Source organism: Sinosporangium album, from assembly GCF_900100605.1.
Lineage (GTDB): Bacteria > Actinomycetota > Actinomycetes > Streptosporangiales > Streptosporangiaceae > Sinosporangium > Sinosporangium album.
Window position 1 is genome coordinate 24,519 of sequence record NZ_FNCN01000039.1, and the last position, 20,792, is coordinate 45,310.

Consider the following 20,792-nt stretch of genomic DNA (forward strand, 5'->3'; position numbering starts at 1 on the left):
TCCCGTCGGGGTTCGGCGGTCCCGGCCGGGTCCCGCCGGCCCGGGCGCGGCCGTTTTCCCGCCGCATCCTCACCCCTTCCCGCGTATTCCCCGCCCTCATCACATGCCACCGGACGCCACCCGGGCCCTGCGGTGGCTACGATCAAACAGCGATGCTCAAACTTCTACGCCCCGCCGTGACCCGGGTCCTGACCCCCCTGGGCAGGGCTCTCGCGCGGTGGGGGATCAGCCCGAACGTGGTCACCACCGTCGGCACCCTGGGCACCGTCGCGTCCGCGCTCTTCTTCTATCCGCGGGGGCACCTCTTCTGGGGCACGGTGGTCATCACGGTGTTCGTCCTGGCCGACCTGCTCGACGGCGTGCTCGCCCGCATGACGGGCACGGACGGCAGCACCTGGGGGGCCTTCCTCGACTCGACACTGGACCGGCTCGGCGACGCGGCGATCTTCTCGGGGCTCATCTTCTACTTCGTCCTGCGCGACGACCTGCTTCTCGCCGCTCTCGCGCTGTTCTGCCTGGTCGCCGGGGCGCTCGTCTCCTACGCCAAGGCGCGGGCCGAGGGGCTCGGCATGTCCGCCGACGTCGGCCTCGCCGAGCGCCCCGAGCGGCTCGTCGTGATCCTCGTCGCGACGGGGCTGTCCGGCCTCGGCGTGCCGTACATCCTCCCCGCGGGCCTCTGGCTGCTCGCCGCGGCCAGCGCGGTCACGGTGTGCCAGCGCCTGCACCACGTCTACCGTCAGGCGGTGACCCGGTGAAACTGCAAGACCGGTTGGTGGCGTCGCTCTACGCGGTCGCGTGGTTCCTCGTGCCGCGCGTGCCCGAGCGGCTCGCCGCCGCGGTGTTCCGCGTGATCGCCGATGAGATCTGGCGGCGGCGCGGCAAGCCGGTGCGGCAACTGGAGCGCAACCTCGCGCGGGTGCTGGGCAAGGACCCGGGCGACCCGGCGGTGCGCCGACTGAGCAGGGCGGGACTGCGGTCGTACTTCCGGTACTGGATGGAGGTGTTCCGCCTGCCGGCCATGTCCCGCGAACGCATCCTGACGGGCATGCACGTCCAGGGCGAGGACCACATCGTGAAGGCTGTCGCCTCCGGCCGCGGCATCGTCCTCGCGCTGCCGCACATGGGCAACTGGGACCAGGCCGGGGCGTGGCTGGTGCACTTCGGCCATCCCTTCACGACGGTGGCCGAACGGCTCAAGCCCGAGTCGCTGTTCGAGCGGTGGCTGGCCTTCCGGCGGAGCCTCGGCATGGAGGTCCTGCCGCTGACCGCCCAGGGCGGCGGCACCGCCCACGCCTTCGGCACGCTCGCGCGGCGCCTGCGCGAGGGCGGGGTGGTGTGCTTACCGGCCGACCGCGACCTCACCGACAGCGGCATCGAGGTCGATTTCTTCGGGTCGCGCACCCGTATGGTCGCCGGGCCCGCCCTGCTGGCGATCCAGACCGGGGCGTCGATGCACCCGGCGACGCTGTGGTTCGAGGGCGACGACTGGGGGCTGCACATCCACCCGGAGATCCCCGTGCCCGAGTACGGCACACGCCAGGAGAAACTGGCGGTGATGGTGCAGGCGATGGCCGACGTGTTCGCCGAGGGGATCGCCGAGCACCCCGACGATTGGCACATGCTCCAGCGCCTGTGGCTGGACGACCTCCGACCGCGGGCGTGAGGACATGAGGATCAGCGCATGAGGATCAGCGCATGAGGATCAGCGCATGAGGATCGGCATCGTCTGCCCCTACACCTGGGAGGTGCCGGGCGGAGTCCAGGCGCACATCCGCGACCTGGCCGAGGCCCTGGCCCGCGAGGGCCACCACGTGTCGGTGATGGCCCCGGCGGGGGACGACGCCGACCTCCCGCCCTACGTCACCTCGGCGGGGCGGGCCGTGCCCGTGCCGTACAACGGGTCGGTGGCGCGGCTCGCGTTCGGGTTCCTGTCGGCGGCCCGGGTGCGCCGATGGATCAAGGAGGGCGCCTTCGACGTGCTGCACGTACACGAGCCCGCGGTGCCCTCCGTCGGCCTGCTGGCCTGCTGGGTGGCGCGCGGGCCCATCGTGGCGACCTTCCACGCCTCCTACCGCCGCTCGCGGGCGATGTCGGTGGCCGGCCCCATGCTGCAGAGCGCCCTGGAGAAGATCACCGGCCGTATCGCGGTGTCCGACGCGGCGCGCAAGACGCTCGTCGAGCATGTCGGGGGCGATGCCGTACTCATCCCGAACGGCGTCGCGGTCGGGCGCTACGAGAGGGCCGAGCCCCTGCCGGGGTGGGGTCCCGACGGCGGCGTCATCGGATTCCTCGGGCGGATGGACGAGCCCCGCAAGGGGCTTCCCACGCTGCTGTCGGCGTTCCGCCTGCTGGCTCCCGAGCGGCCGGAGGTGCGCTTGCTGATCGCGGGCCCCGGCGACGCGGACGAGGTCTACGACCAGGTGCCGCGCGAGTTCAGGGACCGCGTGGGCGTGCTCGGCATGGTGAGCGAGGAGGACAAGGTCAGGGCCTACCACTCGGTCGACGTCTTCTGCGCCCCGAACCTCGGCGGGGAGAGCTTCGGCATCGTGCTGACGGAGGCGATGTCGGCGGGGGCGCCCATTCTCGCGAGCGACATCCCGGCGTTCCGCCGCGTCCTCGGCGACGGCCAGGCGGGCATGCTGTTCGCCACGGGCGACGCCCCCGCGCTGGCGCGGGCCGCGGGCGCGCTCCTCGACGACCCCGGACGCCGCGCGAAGCTGTCGGACGAGGCGCGGCACGCCGTACGGAAGTACGACTGGTCGACGGTGGCGCGCGATGTGGTCCGCGTGTACGAGACCGTGGTGGGCGGGGCGCCTGTGCGGGTCGAGGACGAGCGGCCGGAGGGGCGGGCGCGGTGAACGCGGCCACGGTCCTGCTGGTGGTGGGCGTCGTCGTGGTGCTCACCGCCGTCTACATCTCCTGGCGGGCGGGGCGCCTCGACCGCATGCACATCCGGCTGGAACTCGCGCGCGAGTCGCTGGACGCGGCACTGATCCGCCGCGCCGCGGTCTGCCTGGAGCTCGCCGGGTCGCGTGTCCTCGACCCCGCCACCAGTCTCGTGCTGGCCGCGGCGGCGCACGAGGCGCGTACGGCCGGGCTGGAGGAGCGCGAACACGCCGAGAGCGACCTGTCGCGCACCGTGAGGGCCGTGGTGGACCAGGAGCGCTTCCGGGAGCGCCTGGCCGAGGCGCCCGACGGGCCGGCACTGGTGGAGGAGCTGCACGCCGCCGTGGCCAAGGTGGTCTACTCGCGGCGCTTCTACAACAACTCCGTGGGGGTCACCCGTACGGCGCAGCGCCGGTGGCTGGCCAGGACGCTGCGGCTGGCGGGGCACACCGAGTATCCGAGGTTCTTCGAGATCGACGACGAGCCGCCGCAGGCGATGGCCGCCGAGTGAGACGCGCCGAGTGAGACGCGCCGAGTAGGCCGCGGAGGCCCGGCACCGCCGGCACCGCCGACAACACCGCGGGTCCCCGCTCGGCCGCGTACGCATGTGGGCGAAAAATCCCCTTTTGTGCTGCCGAAATACGTCGATCATTCGATTTGTCGACGATCTCCCTCATCAAACGGGAAACTTGCCTCTTGCGACATGGGTAGGCTTTGGCCCGTTTCCTGGGCAAAGTTGAGGAGTCGTCTCGTGCGGGTACCCCGGATCATCGCCATCGCTCTCACCGGCGCTGCCGTACTCGCGCCCGTCGCGGCCTGCTCCTCCTCCGAGCCCACCGCCCCCGGGAAGATCCCACAGGCGGCTCCCGCCACCCCCGCGCCCACTGTGGAGGCCCGGCCCGCCCACCCCTTCACCGGCATGCCGTACTCCGGCGAGCCCGGGCCCGTGCTCACCGCCAAGATCGAGAACACGGCGGCCGGCAAACCCCAGATGGGCCTGCGCAGCGCCGACATCATCTACGTCACCCAGGTGGAGGGCGGGCTCACCCGGCTCATGGCGGTGTTCTCCTCGAAACTGCCCAAGAAGATCGGCCCGGTGCGCAGCGCCCGCATCTCCGACCTGCACATCATGGCGCAGTACGGCAAACCCGCCTTCTCCTACTCGGGCGTTCAGACGAAGATGATCCCGTTCGTCCAGCAGGCATCGCTGATCGACGTGTCCGACAGTTCCGCCCCCGGGGCCTACTTCCGCGAACCGGGCCGCTACGCGCCCTACAACCTGTTCGCCACGCCGGACAAGCTGCTCGACAACGCCTCCAAGGCGGCGAAGGCCAAGGACATCGGCTTCGTCTTCGGCGACGCGCCGGAAGGGGGCACGCCGAAGAAGTCGTTCTCGGTGCGCTACCCGGCCGCCCGCTTCACCTTCGGCTGGTCGGAGAAGCAGAAGCGCTGGCTGGTCTGGCAGGACGGCAAGAAGGACGTTGCCGCCGAGGGCGGGCAGCAGGGGGCGCCGACCATCGTCGTGCAGTACGCCACGACGACGCGGTCGCAGTTCCACGACGTGAACGACAGCTACACGCCGCTGATCCAGACCGTGGGCAAGGGGCGCGCGGTCGTGCTGCGGGACGGGAAGGCGTACGAAGCGCGTTGGAGCCGGAAGAGCGAGAAGTCGGGCACCGAGTTCACCAGCGAGGCGGGCGAGCCGATGCCGTTCGCTCCCGGGCAGGTCTGGGTGGTGCTCGCCGCGCCCAAGCCGGTCCAGCCCTGACTTCAGCGGTCCGCCTCACGGGGGTATTGCCTGAATGTCGAAACCGAAGGACAAAACCTGACAAGAGGGTGGGTAGGGGCTTGTCCTGATCAGCACCTACGATGGACATGAGTCGGTACCCCCCATCGGGCGGCCGATGATCTCTGGTCCAGCCGTCGTGAGGAAAGATCGTGTCCAGCAGCAGTCCCGAAGTCCCCGAGACCCCCGTCACCGGAACCGCCCGGGTCAAGCGTGGAATGGCCGAGATGCTCAAGGGCGGCGTCATCATGGACGTCGTCACCCCTGACCAGGCCAAGATCGCCGAAGACGCCGGCGCGGTCGCCGTCATGGCTCTGGAGCGCGTTCCCGCCGACATCCGGGCACAGGGGGGAGTCTCCCGGATGAGCGACCCCGACATGATCGAGGGCATCATCTCCGCCGTGTCCATCCCGGTCATGGCCAAGGCCCGTATCGGGCACTTCGTCGAGGCCCAGGTCCTCCAGGCCCTCGGCGTGGACTACATCGACGAGTCCGAAGTGCTCACCCCCGCCGACTACGCCAACCACATCGACAAGTGGCGCTTCACCGTCCCCTTCGTGTGCGGCGCGACCAACCTCGGCGAGGCGCTGCGCCGCATCTCCGAGGGGGCGGCCATGATCCGCTCCAAGGGCGAGGCCGGCACCGGGGACGTCTCCAACGCCACCACCCACATGCGCAAGATCCTCGGTGAGATCAAGCGGCTGTCCTCCATGGCCGAAGACGAGCTCTACGTCGCGGCCAAGGAGCTGCAGGCGCCGTACGAGCTGGTCGCCGAGGTCGCCAAGACCGGCAAGCTGCCCGTCGTGATGTTCACCGCCGGCGGCATCGCCACGCCGGCCGACGCCGCGATGATGATGCAGCTGGGCGCGGAGGGCGTGTTCGTGGGCTCGGGCATCTTCAAGTCCGGGGACCCGGCCAAGCGCGCCGCCGCGATCGTCAAGGCCACCACGTTCTTCGACGACCCCGACGTCCTGGCCAAGGTGTCGCGCGGTCTCGGCGAGGCCATGGTCGGTATCAACGTCGACGACATCCCCGTGCCGCACCGCCTGGCCGACCGCGGCTGGTAGGTCCTTCACGGCGGTTGACCCGTCTTCCGCCCACGGCGGCCCCCTATGTGGGGGGCCGCCGTTTTCGTGCGTCCAAAGATCCGGTCCATTTAGCGCATCCGCCATCGCACCGGGCCGCGGGGGCGGGAGCCGTACGGGAAGCTGCGGGAATCCGTTCCGATCTTCCCGGAGGCCGTCCATGCCCGTGTCGACCAGGCGCTCGTTCCTCACCGCGGCATCCGCGGCCGGGGCGGCCGTGGGGCTGCCGGGCACGGCGGGGGCCTCCGCCCGACATACCGCGCCCGACCCCTTCACCCTCGGCGTGGCCTCCGGCGACCCCTCACCCGACGGCTTCGTGCTCTGGACGCGCCTCGCGCCGACCCCGCTCGCCGCCGACGGCAAGGGCGGCGCCGGAGACCGGCCCGTGCAGGTCGAATGGCGTATCTACGGCGATGAGAAACGCGCCGCGGAGGTACGGCGCGGCGTCGTCGACGCCTACCCCGCGTGGGCGCACAGCGTTCACGTGGAGGTGTCCGGGCTCCAGCCCAACCGAGACTACTGGTACCAGTTCAAATCCGGCGCGCACCTCTCCCCGGTGGGGCGCACCCGTACCGCGCCCGCCCCGGGCGAGACCGGCGCACCCCTCCTCGTCGGAGTCGCCTCGTGCGCGCACTACGAGGAGGGCTACTTCACCGGCTACCGCAGGCTCGCCGAGGAAGGGCCCGACCTGGTGCTGCATCTCGGCGACTACATCTACGAGCACCCGCGGACCACCCACGGGGTGCGCCGGCACCTGGGCGGCGAGACCTGGACGCTGGCGGAATACCGGCTGCGCTACGCGCAGTACCGCACCGACCCCGACTTGCGCGCCGCGCACGCCGCCGCCCCCTGGGCCGTGGTGTGGGACGACCACGAACTGGAGAACAACTGGGCGGGCGCCGGCCAGCGGTGGTACTCCAGGCCCGGGATCGCCGAGCGGCGGGAGGACGCCTTCCAGGCGTACTACGAGAACATGCCGCTGCGGTCGAGCTCGGTGCCGCGCGGCCCCGACCTGCGGCTCTACCGCCGTCTCCCCTGGGGGGAGCTGGTCTGCTTCCACCTGATCGACACCAGGCAGTACCGCGACGACCAGACCTGCTTCGGCGACGCCGTCCACTGCGTGGGCGACGACCCGGCCCGCACGATCATCGGGCGGGAGCAGGAGCGCTGGCTCCTCGACGGGTTCCGCACCTCGCGCGCGCGCTGGGACATCATCGGCCAGCAGGTGTTCTTCAGCCAGCGCGACCGCGATCCGGGGCCGCGCCGCAAGGTCCGCAGGGACGCCTGGGACGGCTATCCCGCCTCCCGCCTGAGAGTGGCACGGGGGTGGATCGAGGCGGGTGTGCGCAACACGATCGTGCTCACGGGCGACGCGCATTCGCACTGGGCGTCCGACATCCGGCTCGACTACGACGACCCGGACTCGCCCGTCATCGGCTCGGAGGTGGTGACGACCTCCATCAGCAGCGGCGGAGACGGGGCCGACAACGTGCCCTCGGTGCATCCGCTGTTCTGGGACAATCCCCACCTGAAGTTCTACAACGGGCAGCGCGGTTACGCGATGCTGCGAATCGCGCCCGACGCGGTGACCGTGGACTACAAGGTCCTGCCGTACGTCACCACGGCCGGTGCGCCCGTCCACACCCGCGCCCGGTTCGTGATCAAGGACAGGGTGCCGGGGATGCGCGAGGTGCCGGTCGGCGGCCCGTTGCGATGACGCGCCGCCGTCTCCTGGGGCAGGGGTGGTTTGAGGGGATTTGAAGAGTGGCCATACGCTAAGGAGGAAATCAGCCCCCTCGGGAAGGACCACTGTGACCGCCGCACCCACCGTCGGCGTGCTCGCCCTCCAAGGCGACGTGCGCGAGCATCTGCACTCACTGGCGGCCACAGGTCTGCGGGCGGTCGGTGTGCGCCGCCAGAGCGAGCTCGACGCCGTCGACGCGCTGGTGATCCCCGGAGGGGAGTCCACCACCATGTGGAAGCTCGCCGAGGCCTTCGGCATGCTCGAACCCGTGCGCATGCGCATCAAGGAGGGCATGCCCGCCTACGGCTCGTGCGCAGGCATGATCATGCTCGCCGACCGCCTCGAGGGCGGCATGGAAGGCCAGCAGACCTTCGGCGGTATCGACATGGTAGTGCGGCGCAACGCCTTCGGCCGCCAAGTCGACTCCTTCGAATCAGACCTGGAATTCGCCGGACTCGGCCAGGTCAGAGCGGTCTTCATACGAGCGCCCTGGGTCGAGTCGGTGGGAGCGGGCGTTGAGGTGCTGGCTCAGGCCGACGCTGGGGATAGGATCGTGGCGGTCCGTCAGGGGCCGCTGCTCGCGACGTCCTTCCATCCCGAGTTGACCGGTGAGGGCCGCGTGCACTCATACTTTGCTGAGATGGTGAGGGAGTCCTAGGCAATGTCCGGCCACTCCAAATGGGCGACGACCAAGCACAAGAAGGCCGCGCTCGACGCCAAGCGCGGCAAGTTGTTCGCGAAGCTCATCAAGAACATCGAGGTGGCGGCGCGCACGGGTGGTCCCGACCCTGACGGCAACCCCACCCTCTACGACGCCATCACCAAGGCGCGCAAGAACTCCGTGCCCCTCGACAACATCGAGCGCGCCCGCAAGCGCGGCGGCGGCCTCGAAGCCGGCGGCGCCGAGTGGCAGACGATCACGTATGAGGGATACGCGCCGGGAGGCGTCGCCGTACTCATCGAGTGCCTCACCGACAACCGCAACCGCGCCGCCTCCGAGGTGCGCGTCGCCATGACCCGCAACGGCGGCTCCATGGCAGACCCGGGCTCGGTCTCCTACATGTTCAACCGCAAGGGCGTCGTGATCGTGCCCAAAGGCGGGCTGAGCGAGGACGACGTGCTCACCGCGGTCCTCGAAGCGGGCGCCGAAGAGGTCAACGACCTCGGCGAATCCTTCGAGGTCGTCTCCGAGGCGGGCGACCTCATCCCCGTTCGCACCGCCCTTCAGGGCGCCGGCATCGACTACGAGTCGGCCGAGGCGGCGTTCATGCCCTCGCTCTCCGTCCCGCTCGACGAAGAGGGCGCGAAGAAGGTCTTCCGGCTCATCGAGGCCCTGGAGGACAGCGACGACGTTCAGAACGTCTACGCCAACTTCGACGTCTCCGACGAGATCCTCGCCAAGCTCGACTAGGCCCGCGGCTCGCCTCGCGCGCGGATGCCGGTGTGCGGCGTGTTCGTGGTGCGTGCGGGCTTCGGGAGGGGTAGAGTTCGGGCCGAACAGATGTTCGGTCCGATGCGTTGACGGGGGAGGCGGTGGCGATGCGTCTGCCCGAGCTGCGCGTCCTCGGGGTCGATCCCGGGTTGACGCGGTGCGGGCTCGGAGCGGTCCAGGGCCGCCCGGGGGCCCCGCTGTCCCTGGTCGACGTGGGGGTGGTGCGCACTCCCGCGGGTGACGACATCGGGGCCAGGCTGGTCGCCATCGAGCGGGAGATCGAGCGGTGGCTCGACGAGCACCGGCCCGATGTGCTCGCGGTCGAGCGGGTGTTCGCCCAGCACAACCTCCGCACGGTGATGGGCACCGCCCAGGCGTCGGCCGTGGCGATCACCTGTGCCGCCCGCCGGGGCCTGCCGGTGGCGCTGCACACCCCGAGCGAGGTCAAGGCGGCCGTCACGGGCAGCGGCACCGCCGATAAGAAGCAGGTCGGCCTGATGGTGACCCGGTTGCTCAGGCTGACCGCGATGCCCAAGCCAGCCGACGCGGCGGACGCACTGGCGCTCGCCATCTGCCACGTGTGGCGCGGCGGCAGCGCGGGGCGGGTGGCCGAGGCGCTGGCCCGCGTCAAGGCGAGCGGGGCCGTGCGACGGGATGGGAGAGGGACAGCGTTGTGATTGCGTCGGTCTCGGGGCGGGTGGTGTCGGTCACCCCCGGCACGGCTGTCGTCGATGTCGGGGGAGTGGGCGTTCTGCTCCACTGCACCCCCGGCACTCTGGCCGGGCTGCGCACGGGAGAGGCGGCCCGGCTGGCCACCTCGCTGGTCGTGCGCGAGGAGTCGCTGACGCTCTACGGCTTCGCCGACGACGACGAGCGCGCGGTGTTCGAGCTGCTGCAGACCGCGAGCGGGGTCGGCCCGAGGCTCGCGCTGTCGATGCTGGCCGTGCACACCCCCGACGCGCTGCGCCTGGCCGTGGCCTCCGGCGACCTCAAGGCGCTGACCCGCGTTCCCGGCATCGGCCAGAAGGGGGCGCAGCGCATCGTCCTCGAACTCAAGGACAGACTCGGCGTCCCCGGCGACGCCGCCGCCCCCTCCGCCAACGGGCACGCGCCGGCCCCGCCGTGGCGCGACCAGGTCCACACGGGCCTCGTCGGCCTCGGCTACACCGCGCGCGACGCCGACGAGGCGGTGGAGCTGGTCGCCCGCGAGGCGGAGGCCGAGATCGCCCTCGGCCGCACGCCGCAGGTGGCCGCGCTGCTCAAGTCGGCGCTGCGCGTCCTCAGCGGGCCGGCCGGAGGGCGGCGGTGAGCGCCGGGCGCGAGCTCGTGTCCCCCGACGCCGAGGGCGACGAGCACACGATCGAGGCCGCGCTGCGGCCCAAGCGGCTTGACGAGTTCATCGGCCAGGCCCGCGTCCGCGAGCAGCTATCCCTGGTGCTTCACAGTGCCCTGCGCCGCAACCGCCCGCCCGACCACGTGCTCATGAGCGGGGCGCCGGGCCTCGGCAAGACCACGCTGGCGATGATCATCGCGGCCGAGCTCGGCGCGCCCCTCCGCGTCACCTCGGGTCCCGCGCTGGAGCGCGCCGGAGACCTCGCGGCGATCCTCTCCACCCTGTCCGAGGGCGAGGTGCTGTTCATCGACGAGATCCACCGCATGGCGCGCCCCGCGGAGGAGATGCTCTATCTCGCGATGGAGGACTTCCGCGTCGACATCGTCGTCGGCAAGGGCCCCGGCGCCACCGCGATCCCCCTCGACATCGCGCCCTTCACCCTCGTCGGGGCCACCACGCGCGCCGGGTTGCTGCCGGCTCCGCTGCGCGACCGATTCGGCTTCACCGCGCACATGGACTTCTACGACGTCGGCGAGCTGGAGCGGGTGCTGCACCGCTCCTCGCGGCTCCTCGGCATCGTGCTCCCCGACGACGGGGCGCGCGAGATCGCGCGGCGCTCCCGGGGCACGCCCCGCATCGCCAACCGCCTGCTGCGCCGCGTCCGCGACTTCGCCGAGGTCCGCGCCGACGGCCTGGTCACCCGCGACCTGGCCTCGGCCGCTCTCGACCTCTACGAGGTCGACGCCGAGGGCCTCGACCGGCTCGACCGGGCCGTGCTCGGTGCGCTGCTCGGCAAGTTCGGCGGCGGTCCCGTGGGCCTGTCCACCCTGGCGGTCGCGGTGGGGGAGGAGCCCGAGACGGTCGAGGTGGTGGCCGAGCCCTTCCTCGTGCGCCAGGGCCTTCTGGCCCGCACTCCCCGCGGGCGGGTGGCCACGGCCGCCGCCTGGATCCACCTGGGGCTCGTCCCGCCACCGGATGCCTTCGGCGCCGACCCCCGGCCCGCGGAGCCCTGACGCAGCGACAGACGCGGGGCCGCATCAGGTCCGGGGCGCGAGGTTCCAGGAGCGCGGTTCCGATGTGCGGACTCGTTCGACGGACTTGCCGCACGCACTCGCGCGGTGGGCCTGTGCGGTGGGCTCGCGCAGTGGGCTGATGTGCTTCCCTCCCTCAGGAGGTGGTTCACTAAGAGATGCCCCCCGAGCAGGCCGTACTCCACCGCCGCGGCGTTGTCCCCAAGCCCGGAGCGCACGGGGATTCGAGCGCGGGAGCCGTACGGAGCTTGATCACAGAATGGTGACAACCGTTGCGAAATGGGAACTTCCCCGCGCGGCGGATCGTGGGTTCGTTGCCGGGTTGACAAACGCTCGCCTACACTCCGTGGCTTGGCTGGCTGTGTAGGCTGACGTGCTTAGCGGCGCGGCCGCACTCACTGCAGTTGATATCTCCGGCGACCGCCGGTGTTCTCATGGAAGGTGGCCCTTGTGGGCGACATTACCTCGTTCTTGCCGCTGATCCTTCTGGTCGTGGTGTTCTACTTCCTGCTCATCCGCCCGCAGCGCAAACGGCAGCGCGAGCAGCTGGAGATGCAGAACAGCCTGGCCCCCGGAACGAGGGTGATGACCACGACGGGACTGTTCGGCACGGTGGTCGCCGTGGACAACGAGGACGTCATTCTCGAGCTCGCGCCCGGTGTGGAGACGCGCTGGGTGAAGGCGGCTGTGGGCCGGGTGATCGAGCCCTACAGCGACGCGAAGACCACGATCGACCCCGTGGACGACGTGACGGGTCTCGACGACGCCGAGGAGAAGGACGTCAAGGACAAGGACGGGTCCGCCGGCAACGGGTCGGACTCGCCCGGAAAGCAACCCTGACCGGCGCCGACGAGGCGCGGTGAGCGGTCCTCGTCGGCGTTCGCGGGCCCCCGTTCGCGGGGCACGGCAGGGTCGGGCCCACCACCCGGCCAATCGCCACCCCGCGGGGGCGGATGAGGAGGACTCGGTCCTCACCAGGCTCAGGGCTCAATAGGCTCAGCTATTGCACGGCAATCTCATCCGACGCACTCGACACGCGAAAGAATCGACGACCAGTGGCCCGACCGACCAGCGGCCAGAGCAGACCGGGACGCACGCTCCTCCTGCTACTGGCGCTCATCCTCGCCATGGGCGGGGCAATGATCCTGCAGAAGGCGTTCACCCCCAAGCTCGGTCTTGACCTTGCGGGCGGCACGACCCTCACGCTCTCGCCCCTCACTCCGGACAACCGCCCTCCGTCGCAGGAGAGCCTCGACCTCGCAGTCAACATCATCCGCGACCGGGTGAACGGCAGCGGCATCTCCGATGCCCAGGTGGCCAAGTCGGGCGACAACATCGTCATCTCGGTGCCGGGCGTGGGCCAGGAAGAGGTCATCAAACTCGTCGGCACCACGGCGGAGCTGCGGTTCCGCCAGGTGCTGGCCGCGGCTCCGGCGGTGATTCCGCCGGCCGAGATCCCGACGACCGCCCCGAGCCCCTCGGCGAGCGGTTCGGCGTCGCCGAGTGGCAGCCCCGCCGCCACGCCGAAGTCGCGCGCGACGGAGCCGACGGCCGCCCCCTCGGACACGGCCCGGCCCGGCGTGAGCGTCTCGCCCGCCGGACGGGCGCTGTCGTCGGCTCTGGTCGGCCCGGCCTCCGCCCCCTCGCCCCCGGCCGCGGCCGCCACCCCGGACCAGAGTCCGTCGGCGCAGGCCACGCCGAGGGCGACCGGTTCCACACGGCCGGCCCGGCAGTCCACCCCCTCGCCGTCCGCCTCGGCCCCGCCGCCGGCCGACCAGCAGGACCCGCTCGCGGGCATGGACACCACCGGCATCGACCCGGCCGTGCTCCAGCAGTTCCGCGACCTCAAGTGCCAGGCCCAGGACCGCGGCCAGGGCGCCCAGGACGACCAGAACAAGCAGCTCGCCGCCTGCAGCAAGGACGGCGCGGAGCGCTACATCCTCGACAAGGCCGCGGTGACCGGCACCGAGATCAACAGTGCCAGTTCCGGCGTCGCCGACACCACCGGCGAGTGGATCGTCCAGCTCGACTTCAAGAGCAAGGGCGCCACCGAGTGGTCCAAGGTCACGACCACCGCGTTCAACTCGCAGCCCCCGCGCAACCAGGTGGCCATGGTCCTCGACGGCGTGGTCATCTCGGCGCCGGTCATCCAGGAGCCGATCCCCGGCGGCCGGGCGCAGATCTCCGGCAGCTTCAACCAGCAGTCCGCCACCGAGCTGGCCAACCAGCTCAAATACGGTGCTCTGCCACTGAAGTTCGTCCACAGCTCCGTCGTGTCGGTGTCGTCGACCCTCGGACAGGACCAGCTCTCCGGCGGCCTCGTCGCGGGCGGCATCGGCCTGATCCTCGTGGTGATCTACTCCATGATCTACTACCGGGGTCTCGGCAGCGTGTCGGTGCTGAGCCTCGCGGTCGCGGCCCTGCTGACCTACCAGGCCGTGGTGCTCCTCGGACACAATGCCGGATTCCGCCTGTCCCTTCCGCACATCATCGGCCTGGTGGTCTCGATCGGTATCACCGCCGACTCCTTCATCGTCTTCTTCGAACGCATCCGAGATGAGATGAAGGAGGGCAGGCGCTCACTCAGAACCGCGATCGAGGTGGCCTGGGTGCGCGCACGGCGCACGATCCTGGTGGCCGACGCCGTCATGTTCATCGCCGCGGTCGTGCTTTACTTCCTGTCGGTCGGAGACGTGGCCGGGTTCGCCTTCGCGATGGGCCTCACCACGCTCATCGACGTGGTCCTGGTGTTCATGTTCACCAAGCCCCTCGTGACCCTGCTGGCACGCTTGAAGTTCTTCAGCAAGGGGCACAAGCTCTCCGGGCTTGACGCCGAGCGCATGAGCAGCGACACCACCGTCCGCACGAGCGCCCCGCAGGAGGCATGATGTCCGGCTTCGGCACTCTCGTCCGCCGCCTCTACCGGGGCGAGATCAACGTCGACTTCGTCGGGCGCCACAAGCTGTGGTACGGCCTGTCGGCCTTCCTGCTGATCGTTTCCCTGGCCGGACTGCTGTTCAAGGGCCTCAACCTGGGTGTGGAGTTCCGGGGAGGCTCGGTCTTCACCTTCAGCGCGCCGGCGGCCTCCATCGAGCAGGTGCGCTCCACCATGCAGGACGCCGGGGCGCACCAGGTCATCGTGCAGACGGCGGGTGAGCGCTGGCGCGTGACGACCGAGAGCCTGAAGCCCGAGGCGGTCACCAAGGTCCAGCAGACCGTCAGCGACGAGTTCAAGGTCAAGCGCGACCAGGTGAGCGTCGACGTCATCGGCGCCTCCTGGGGCGGGGAGGTCTCCGAGAAGGCGGTCATCGGCCTGATCGTCTTCATGCTGGCGATCATCTTGTATCTGACCATGGCCTTCGAGTGGAAGATGGCGATGTCCGCGGTGGTCGCCCTCCTCCACGACCTGGTCATCACCGCGGGCGTCTACGCCTGGTCGGGATTCGAGGTCACCCCGGCGACGATGCTGGGCTTCCTGACGATTCTCGGCTACTCGCTCTATGACGCCGTGGTCGTGTTCGACATGATCAAGGAGGTCACGGCCAAGCTCGGCACGACCTCCAAGATGACCTACACGCAGGCGGCCAACAACGCGCTCAACCACACCCTGATCCGCTCGCTGAACACCACGCTGGTCGCCATCCTGCCGGTCGCGGCGATCCTGTTCATCGGCACGACGCTGCTCGGAGCGGGCACCCTGAAGGACCTGTCCCTGGCGCTGTTCGTCGGCATGATCGTCGGCACCTACTCGTCGCTCTGCGTGGCGACGCCTCTGCTGGTCCAGCTCAAGGAGCGCGAGCCCAAGTACCAGGCGATCGCGAGGCGCCTCGGGAGTACGAAAAGCAACAAGACCCCGCGAGTGAGCGCGGGGGGCCGGGAGCCGGTCGCCGCCGGCGCGGCGGGGGCGGCGACATCCGCCGCCGCGCCCGAGCCGCCCTCCGACAAGCGCAAGAAGCGTTGATCGGGCGGTCGGCCCGCGAGGGCCGGCCTCCCAGGGTCGTGCCGAGGGCTCCGCGTGTCCGGCGAGTTCGCCGGACACGCGGAGCCCTCGCTCGTTTTCCGGCACAATCCTTCCCAGGGACAGGCCCTCCGCGACCCCGAGGTGTGACATGACCGAGCTGACGTCGCTGATTCTCAGCAGGATCAGGGATGTTTACGACTATCCTCAGCCTGGTGTGCTGTTCAAGGACATCACACCGCTGCTCGCAGACCCCGTGGCCTTCGCCGCGGTGGTGGACGAGCTCGCCAGATGGGCCACGGCGGACTCCGCGGACACGGTGGGCATGGTGGACAAGGTGGTCGGGATCGAGGCGCGGGGCTTCATCCTGGCGGCCCCGGTGGCCTGTCAGGCGGGCGTGGGGTTTGTTCCAGTACGAAAGAAGGGCAAACTGCCCGCTGAAACCCTCTCGGCGGCCTACGATCTGGAGTACGGCTCCGCGACCGTCGAGGTCCATCGCGACGCCTTCGCCCCTGGAGACCGCGTGCTCATCGTCGACGACGTGCTCGCCACCGGCGGCACGGCGCAGGCGACGGTGGAGCTGGTCGGCAGGGCGGGCGCCGAGGTCGTCGGTGTCGCCGTGCTCATGGAACTGGCCTTCCTCAAGGGCCGGGACCGGTTGGAAGGCGTTGACCTGCGTTCTTTGGTGATCGTCTGACCGGCCTGGGGACGGCACCCTCACCACCGACGTGGATACACTGAGGGATCTGACTCGAACGTAAGGAGTCTGTGTGTCGCGTGATGTGGTCGTGCCTGACCTGACCGCCGGGAATGACGGTCCTGAGACACTCGCGCCTGCAGGCGAACAGAGTTCGTCCACATCCGGGGGCACGGGTGTCCGACGCAGACTCTTTGGGGGTGGGGGCATGAACCCAGTGCTCGAACCGCTCTTCAGGACGGTCCGTGCGACCCATCCCAAGGCCGACCTGAGGCTGATCGAGCGCGCCTATGAGATGGCGGCCTACCACCACCGCGACCAGAAGCGTAAGAGCGGTGACCCCTACATCACGCACCCGCTGGCGGTCACGACGATCCTGGCGGAGCTCGGCACCGACGACGAGACGCTCTGCGCGGCGCTGCTCCACGACACCGTCGAGGACACCGCCTATGGCCTCGACGAGCTGCGCGCGGACTTCGGCGACAACATCGCGCTGCTGGTCGACGGCGTCACCAAGCTCGACAAGGTCAAGTTCGGCGACGCCGCCCAGGCGGAGACCGTGCGCAAGATGGTCGTCGCGATGTCCCGCGACATCCGCGTGCTGGTGATCAAGCTCGCGGACCGTCTGCACAACATGCGCACGATGCGCTACCTCCCCGAGCACAAGCGCCAGCAGAAGTCGCGCGAGACGCTGGAGATCTTCGCTCCGCTGGCCCACCGCCTCGGCATGAACACCATCAAGTGGGAGCTTGAGGACCTCGCCTTCGCGCTGCTGTATCCCAAGCGCTACGACGAGATCGCGCGCATGGTGTCCAAGCGCGCGCCGCGCCGCGACCTGTTCCTCCAGGAGGTCATCGAGGAGGTCTCGACCGACCTGCGGCAGGCCAAGATCCGAGCGACGGTCAAGGGCCGACCCAAGCACTACTACTCGATCTACCAGAAGATGATCGCCAAGGACGTGGCCTTCGACGACATCTACGACCTGGTCGGCATCAGAGTGCTCGTCGACACGGTGCGCGACTGCTATGCGGCCCTCGGAACGGTCCACGCGCGGTGGAATCCCGTGCCCGGCCGGTTCAAGGACTACATCGCGATGCCCAAGTTCAACATGTACCAGTCGCTCCACACGACGGTCATCGGGCCCGAGGGCAAGCCGGTCGAGCTCCAGATCCGCACCCACGCCATGCACCACCGGGCCGAATACGGCGTGGCCGCGCACTGGAAGTACAAGGACGAGACGACGGGCGCCGCCGGCGGCGGGGCCAAGATCAAGCCGATGAGCGACATGGCGTGGCTGCGCCAGCTCCTCGACTGGCAGAAGGAGACCGCCGACCCGGGCGAGTTCTTGGAGTCGCTCCGCTTCGACCTGTCGGTGTCGGAGGTCTACGTCTTCACCCCCCGCGGCCAGGTCATCGCGCTGCCCGAGGGGGCGACCCCGGTCGACTTCGCCTACGCCGTGCACACCGAGGTCGGGCACCGGTGCATCGGCGCCCGCGTCAACGGCAGGCTCGTACCGCTGGAGTCGAGGCTGGGCAACGGCGACACCGTCGAGATCTTCACCTCGAAGTCGCCCGACGCCGGCCCCTCGCGCGACTGGCTGAAGTTCGTCAAGAGCGGCCGGGCCCGCAACAAGATCCGCCAGTGGTTCTCCAAGGAGCGCAGGGAGACCGCCATCGAGGCGGGCAAGGAGGCCATCGGCCGCGCCATGCGCAAGCAGGGGCTGCCGCTCCAGCGGCTCATGTCCGGCGAGGCGCTCCTCGCCCTGGCCCGGGACCTGCGCTACCCCGACGTGTCGGCGCTCTACGCCGCCGTCGGCGAGGGCCACGTCGCCGCCCAGTCCGTGGTGCAGAAGCTCGTGCAGTCGTTCGGCGGGGTGGACGGCGCGGAGGAGGACATCGCCGAGGCGTCCGTGCCGACCCGGCTGCGGGGGCGGCCCCGCAGCGGCTCCAACGCCGGTGTCGTGGTCGCGGGCGACCCCGATGTGTGGGTCCGGCTGTCGCGCTGCTGCACCCCCGTCCCCGGCGACGAGATCATCGGTTTTGTGACCAGGGGCCACGGCGTGTCGGTCCACCGCGTCAACTGCCCGAACGTCGATCAGCTCAAGGAGGAGCCCGACCGCCTCGTCGAGGTGAGCTGGTCGCCGAGCGACGACTCGGTCTTCCTCGTCGCCATCCAGGTCGAGGCGCTCGACCGGCCGCGCCTGCTGTCGGACGTGACGCGGGCCCTGTCCGACCATCACGTCAACATCCTGTCGGCCTCCGTCGCCACTTCGCGCGACCGCGTTGCCGTCAGCCGTTTCACCTTCGAGATGGGCGACCCCAAGCACCTCGGCCACGTCCTCAAGGGCGTCCGCAACGTCCAGGGCGTCTACGACGTCTACCGCGTCAGCGGCGCGGGCGTCTGACCCTCCCGAGCCACGCCGTACGGCGCCGCCGGGCATCCGGCGGCGCGCCGCGGTCGGCTCGCCCGCCGGGGGGGAGCGCCCGGAAAGCGCCGCGGGGGCGGAGACCGATCGGTCTCCGCCCCCGCGGGGTGTGCCTGGGCAGGCGTCAGGAGAACTCCGCCAGCGTCCGCTCGGCCTCCTGCAGCCAGGAACGGCGGGCCGCCAGGGCCTCCTCGGCCTCCTTCACGTCCTTCTCGCGCCCGGCGGCGCCCGCCTTTGCGAGGCGGGCCTCCAGCTGCTCGATGGAGCGCCTGAGCTGGTTGACGGTGTCCTGGGCGCGGGCGCGGGCCTCGGGGTTGGAACGCTTCCACTCGGCTTCCTCGGCCCTGCGGACGGCCTCGTCCACCTTGCGCAGGCCGCCTTCGAGGCGGTCGCGCATATCGCGGGGGACGGGGCCCGCGGCCTCCCAGCGCTCCAGGATGCCGCGCAGGGTGGAGCGGGCACCCCTCGCGTCGGTCACCGGCATGATCTTCTCGGCCTCGATGAGGAGCTGCTCCTTCACCTCGGCGTTGGCGGCGAGGGACGCGTCGCGCTCGGCGAAGACGGCGGAGCGGGCCTGGAAGAACTGGTCCTGGGCGCTCTTGAAGCGGGTCCACAGCTCGTCCTCGGCCTCTCGGGAGGCCCGGCCGGCGCTCTTCCACTGCCGCATGAGGTCGCGGTAGACCGCCGCGGTGTTGGCCCAGTCGGTCGAGTCCGCGAGCGCCTCGGCCTCGGCGACGATGCGCTCCTTGGCCGCCCGCACGCCCTCGCGCTGCTCGTCGAGGCCCGCGAAGTAGGCCTTGCGCCGCTTGGCGAAAGCCGTACGGGCCGCGGACAGGCGCTTCCACAGGGTCGCCTCGGTGGCCCTGTCGATGCGCTCCGCGGCCTTCCACTCCTCGACGAGCTGGCGGAGCCGTTCGCCGCCGGACTTCCAATGGGTGGTGTCGTCGGCGATCCGCTCGGCCTCGGCGACGATGCGCTCTTTGACGCTCTTGGCCTCGGCCCTGGCGTGGTCGCGGGCGGCCTTGACCTCCTCGCGCCGCCTGGCGACCAGCTCCGTCAGCGAGTCGAGGCGGCCGGCCAGGGCGCCCAGGTCGCCGACGGCGTGGGCGTCCGCGACAGCTTCGCGTAGTTTGACGATGTTGGCCTCGGCCTGGGCGGGCGGCAGGTCTGTGCCGCGCATGCGCTGTTCGAGCAACTCGACCTGGGTGGCCAGTTCATCGAACTTGCGGCGGTAGAAGGCCAGTCCTTCTTCCGGCTTGCCTGCCTGCCAGGACCCGACGGCCCGTTCTCCCTCAGCCGTACGCACGTAGACGGTGCCGTCGTCGTCTACCCGGCCCCACGGGTCGGTGCTCACCGTGTCCTCCCGCACTTGAAATCAGACCCTCCGGGACTACGTTGGTCGTCCCTTGTTGTATTACGTCAGCTCTTGCCAGAGATTGTCACGCTTTTGAGTTCGACGCGTTCCTTCGGGGGACCATCCCCAGTCTTGCTCTCGACCCCGGCTTTTGCCACCTTGTCGACGATCTCCATTCCCTTGGTGACCGTACCGAATGGGGTGTACTGCGGGGGCAACGACTTGGTCTCATCGCCGTAGACGATGAAGAACTGGCTGCCGTTGGTGCCGGGACCGCTGTTGGCCATGGCGAGCACCCCCCTGCCGTACTCGGCGCCCTGGAGGTTCTCGTCCACGAAACGGTAACCGGGGTTGCCCTGGCCGTCCGTCGGGCCGCCCTTCCCCGAGGCCTGCGGGTCGCCGCACTGGAGGACCTTGATGCCCTGGGTGGTCAGGCGGTGGCAGACCGTGTTGTCGAAATATTTCTTCGAGGCGAGGAACTCGAACGAGCCGACCGTGCAGGGCGCCTTGTCCCCGGCGAGCGCGAACTCGATCGTGCCCAGGTTGGTCTGCACGGTCATGGTCTTCGGCTGGGCGGAGACCTTGGCGGGAGGCAGTCCCACGTTCTTGCTCGTGCCTCCTTCGGGCGCGGCGACATATCCGCAGGTGCCGGAGTTCTTATCGTACGCCGTGGGCTCGGCCGCGCTCTGCTCCGAAGCGTTGTCCGACGCCGCAGGGGACGCCTGCGCGCTCGTGCTGTCGTTCTGCCCGCCGATCAGCGCGAACGCCGCCACCACACCGCCGATGACGACCACCACGCCGACGGACGAGCCGATGACGGTGTTCCGCCTCGCTCTGGCCGCACGTTCGGCGCGCTTCTTCATCTGCCGCTCGTAGTGCTCACGTGCGAGCACCCGCTGGCGATCCTTGCCGGTGGCCACTGTCCCTCGCCTCCCGCGTGTCCGTGTATGAACTAACTGAGGTGGGCGAATCGTATCGGCCATCGGGCAATGGTTCGCAGCCCGGCGACCCGCACCGGTACCCTTCGGTTACATTCCCATCCGCATTCTTGACGAGATCAC

Annotated in this window: 19 protein-coding genes; 17 read left to right on the top strand and 2 right to left on the bottom strand. The window is 70.1% G+C overall.

Features of this window, described 5'->3' with window-relative positions; all coding sequences use genetic code 11:
* Positions 1-152 precede the first annotated feature (152 nt).
* The 17 genes from pgsA to BLQ73_RS26850 all read left to right on the top strand — a co-directional run bounded on the left by pgsA (position 153) and on the right by BLQ73_RS26850 (position 18,356).
* Positions 153-755, top strand: a complete 603-nt coding sequence (gene pgsA, locus BLQ73_RS26770) for a phosphatidylinositol phosphate synthase (protein WP_093174659.1) — start codon at positions 153-155, stop codon at positions 753-755.
* Complete coding sequence (locus BLQ73_RS26775; protein ID WP_093174661.1) at positions 752-1,663, top strand: phosphatidylinositol mannoside acyltransferase; 912 nt, start codon at positions 752-754, stop codon at positions 1,661-1,663. The genes pgsA and BLQ73_RS26775 overlap by 4 nt, the downstream gene beginning before the upstream one ends.
* Before the next feature lie 46 nt (positions 1,664-1,709).
* Positions 1,710-2,858, top strand: coding sequence for a glycosyltransferase family 4 protein (locus BLQ73_RS26780; protein ID WP_093174663.1), 1,149 nt, complete (start codon positions 1,710-1,712; stop codon positions 2,856-2,858).
* Complete coding sequence (locus tag BLQ73_RS26785) at positions 2,855-3,397, top strand: hypothetical protein (protein ID WP_093174665.1); 543 nt, start codon at positions 2,855-2,857, stop codon at positions 3,395-3,397. The genes BLQ73_RS26780 and BLQ73_RS26785 overlap by 4 nt, the downstream gene beginning before the upstream one ends.
* 240 nt (positions 3,398-3,637) lie before the next feature.
* Complete coding sequence (locus tag BLQ73_RS26790; RefSeq protein WP_245691445.1) at positions 3,638-4,654, top strand: DUF3048 domain-containing protein; 1,017 nt, start codon at positions 3,638-3,640, stop codon at positions 4,652-4,654.
* Positions 4,655-4,824: 170 nt separating this feature from the next.
* Positions 4,825-5,739: a pyridoxal 5'-phosphate synthase lyase subunit PdxS gene (gene pdxS / locus BLQ73_RS26795; protein ID WP_093174669.1), complete on the top strand. Its 915-nt coding sequence runs from the start codon at positions 4,825-4,827 to the stop codon at positions 5,737-5,739.
* Between the two features lie 178 nt (positions 5,740-5,917).
* Positions 5,918-7,474 (top strand): alkaline phosphatase D family protein, encoded by a 1,557-nt coding sequence (locus BLQ73_RS26800; protein ID WP_093174671.1) that lies wholly within the window; start codon positions 5,918-5,920, stop codon positions 7,472-7,474.
* Between the two features lie 94 nt (positions 7,475-7,568).
* A complete protein-coding gene (gene pdxT / locus BLQ73_RS26805; RefSeq protein WP_093174673.1) occupies positions 7,569-8,159 on the top strand; it encodes a pyridoxal 5'-phosphate synthase glutaminase subunit PdxT in 591 nt (196 codons plus the stop codon).
* 3 nt (positions 8,160-8,162) lie between these two features.
* Entirely contained in the window at positions 8,163-8,912 is a 750-nt protein-coding gene (locus BLQ73_RS26810) for a YebC/PmpR family DNA-binding transcriptional regulator (protein ID WP_093174675.1), read from the top strand.
* Positions 8,913-9,055: 143 nt separating this feature from the next.
* Positions 9,056-9,610, top strand: a complete 555-nt coding sequence (gene ruvC / locus BLQ73_RS26815) for a crossover junction endodeoxyribonuclease RuvC (RefSeq protein ID WP_093174705.1) — start codon at positions 9,056-9,058, stop codon at positions 9,608-9,610.
* Positions 9,607-10,242: a Holliday junction branch migration protein RuvA gene (gene ruvA, locus BLQ73_RS26820; protein WP_093174677.1), complete on the top strand. Its 636-nt coding sequence runs from the start codon at positions 9,607-9,609 to the stop codon at positions 10,240-10,242. Before ruvC ends, ruvA begins: the two co-directional genes overlap by 4 nt.
* The gene (gene ruvB, locus BLQ73_RS26825) at positions 10,239-11,279 is read left to right on the top strand and encodes a Holliday junction branch migration DNA helicase RuvB (protein WP_093174679.1); all 1,041 of its coding nucleotides are present in this window, start codon (positions 10,239-10,241) and stop codon (positions 11,277-11,279) included. The genes ruvA and ruvB overlap by 4 nt, the downstream gene beginning before the upstream one ends.
* 468 nt (positions 11,280-11,747) lie before the next feature.
* Positions 11,748-12,137, top strand: coding sequence for a preprotein translocase subunit YajC (gene yajC / locus BLQ73_RS26830; protein ID WP_093174707.1), 390 nt, complete (start codon positions 11,748-11,750; stop codon positions 12,135-12,137).
* Between the two features lie 215 nt (positions 12,138-12,352).
* Positions 12,353-14,185, top strand: a complete 1,833-nt coding sequence (gene secD / locus BLQ73_RS26835) for a protein translocase subunit SecD (protein WP_338056654.1) — start codon at positions 12,353-12,355, stop codon at positions 14,183-14,185.
* Positions 14,185-15,258, top strand: coding sequence for a protein translocase subunit SecF (gene secF, locus BLQ73_RS26840; protein WP_093174681.1), 1,074 nt, complete (start codon positions 14,185-14,187; stop codon positions 15,256-15,258). Before secD ends, secF begins: the two co-directional genes overlap by 1 nt.
* A 148-nt stretch (positions 15,259-15,406) precedes the next feature.
* Entirely contained in the window at positions 15,407-15,952 is a 546-nt protein-coding gene (locus BLQ73_RS26845; protein ID WP_093174683.1) for an adenine phosphoribosyltransferase, read from the top strand.
* A 208-nt stretch (positions 15,953-16,160) separates the two neighbouring features.
* The gene (locus tag BLQ73_RS26850; RefSeq protein ID WP_093174685.1) at positions 16,161-18,356 is read left to right on the top strand and encodes a RelA/SpoT family protein; all 2,196 of its coding nucleotides are present in this window, start codon (positions 16,161-16,163) and stop codon (positions 18,354-18,356) included.
* A gap of 145 nt (positions 18,357-18,501) precedes the next feature.
* On the opposite strand, the gene BLQ73_RS26855 is transcribed toward BLQ73_RS26850, so the two are convergent.
* Together BLQ73_RS26855 and BLQ73_RS26860 are read right to left on the bottom strand one after the other, a co-directional pair.
* Complete coding sequence (locus tag BLQ73_RS26855; protein ID WP_093174711.1) at positions 18,502-19,731, bottom strand: DUF349 domain-containing protein; 1,230 nt, start codon at positions 19,729-19,731, stop codon at positions 18,502-18,504.
* Between the two features lie 65 nt (positions 19,732-19,796).
* A complete protein-coding gene (locus BLQ73_RS26860) occupies positions 19,797-20,651 on the bottom strand; it encodes a peptidylprolyl isomerase (protein WP_245691446.1) in 855 nt (284 codons plus the stop codon).
* Positions 20,652-20,792: the final 141 nt, after the last annotated feature.

Excerpts from the sequence above, each read along its gene's own strand:
- pgsA (WP_093174659.1), top strand. The coding sequence starts at position 153 with ATGCTCAAACTTCTACGCCCCGCCGTGACCCGGGTCCTGACCCCCCTG.
- BLQ73_RS26780 (WP_093174663.1), top strand. The coding sequence starts at position 1,710 with ATGAGGATCGGCATCGTCTGCCCCTACACCTGGGAGGTGCCGGGCGGA.
- BLQ73_RS26800 (WP_093174671.1), top strand. The coding sequence starts at position 5,918 with ATGCCCGTGTCGACCAGGCGCTCGTTCCTCACCGCGGCATCCGCGGCC.
- BLQ73_RS26810 (WP_093174675.1), top strand. The coding sequence starts at position 8,163 with ATGTCCGGCCACTCCAAATGGGCGACGACCAAGCACAAGAAGGCCGCG.
- secF (WP_093174681.1), top strand. The coding sequence starts at position 14,185 with ATGTCCGGCTTCGGCACTCTCGTCCGCCGCCTCTACCGGGGCGAGATC.
- BLQ73_RS26845 (WP_093174683.1), top strand. The coding sequence starts at position 15,407 with ATGACCGAGCTGACGTCGCTGATTCTCAGCAGGATCAGGGATGTTTAC.
- BLQ73_RS26850 (WP_093174685.1), top strand. The coding sequence starts at position 16,161 with ATGAACCCAGTGCTCGAACCGCTCTTCAGGACGGTCCGTGCGACCCAT.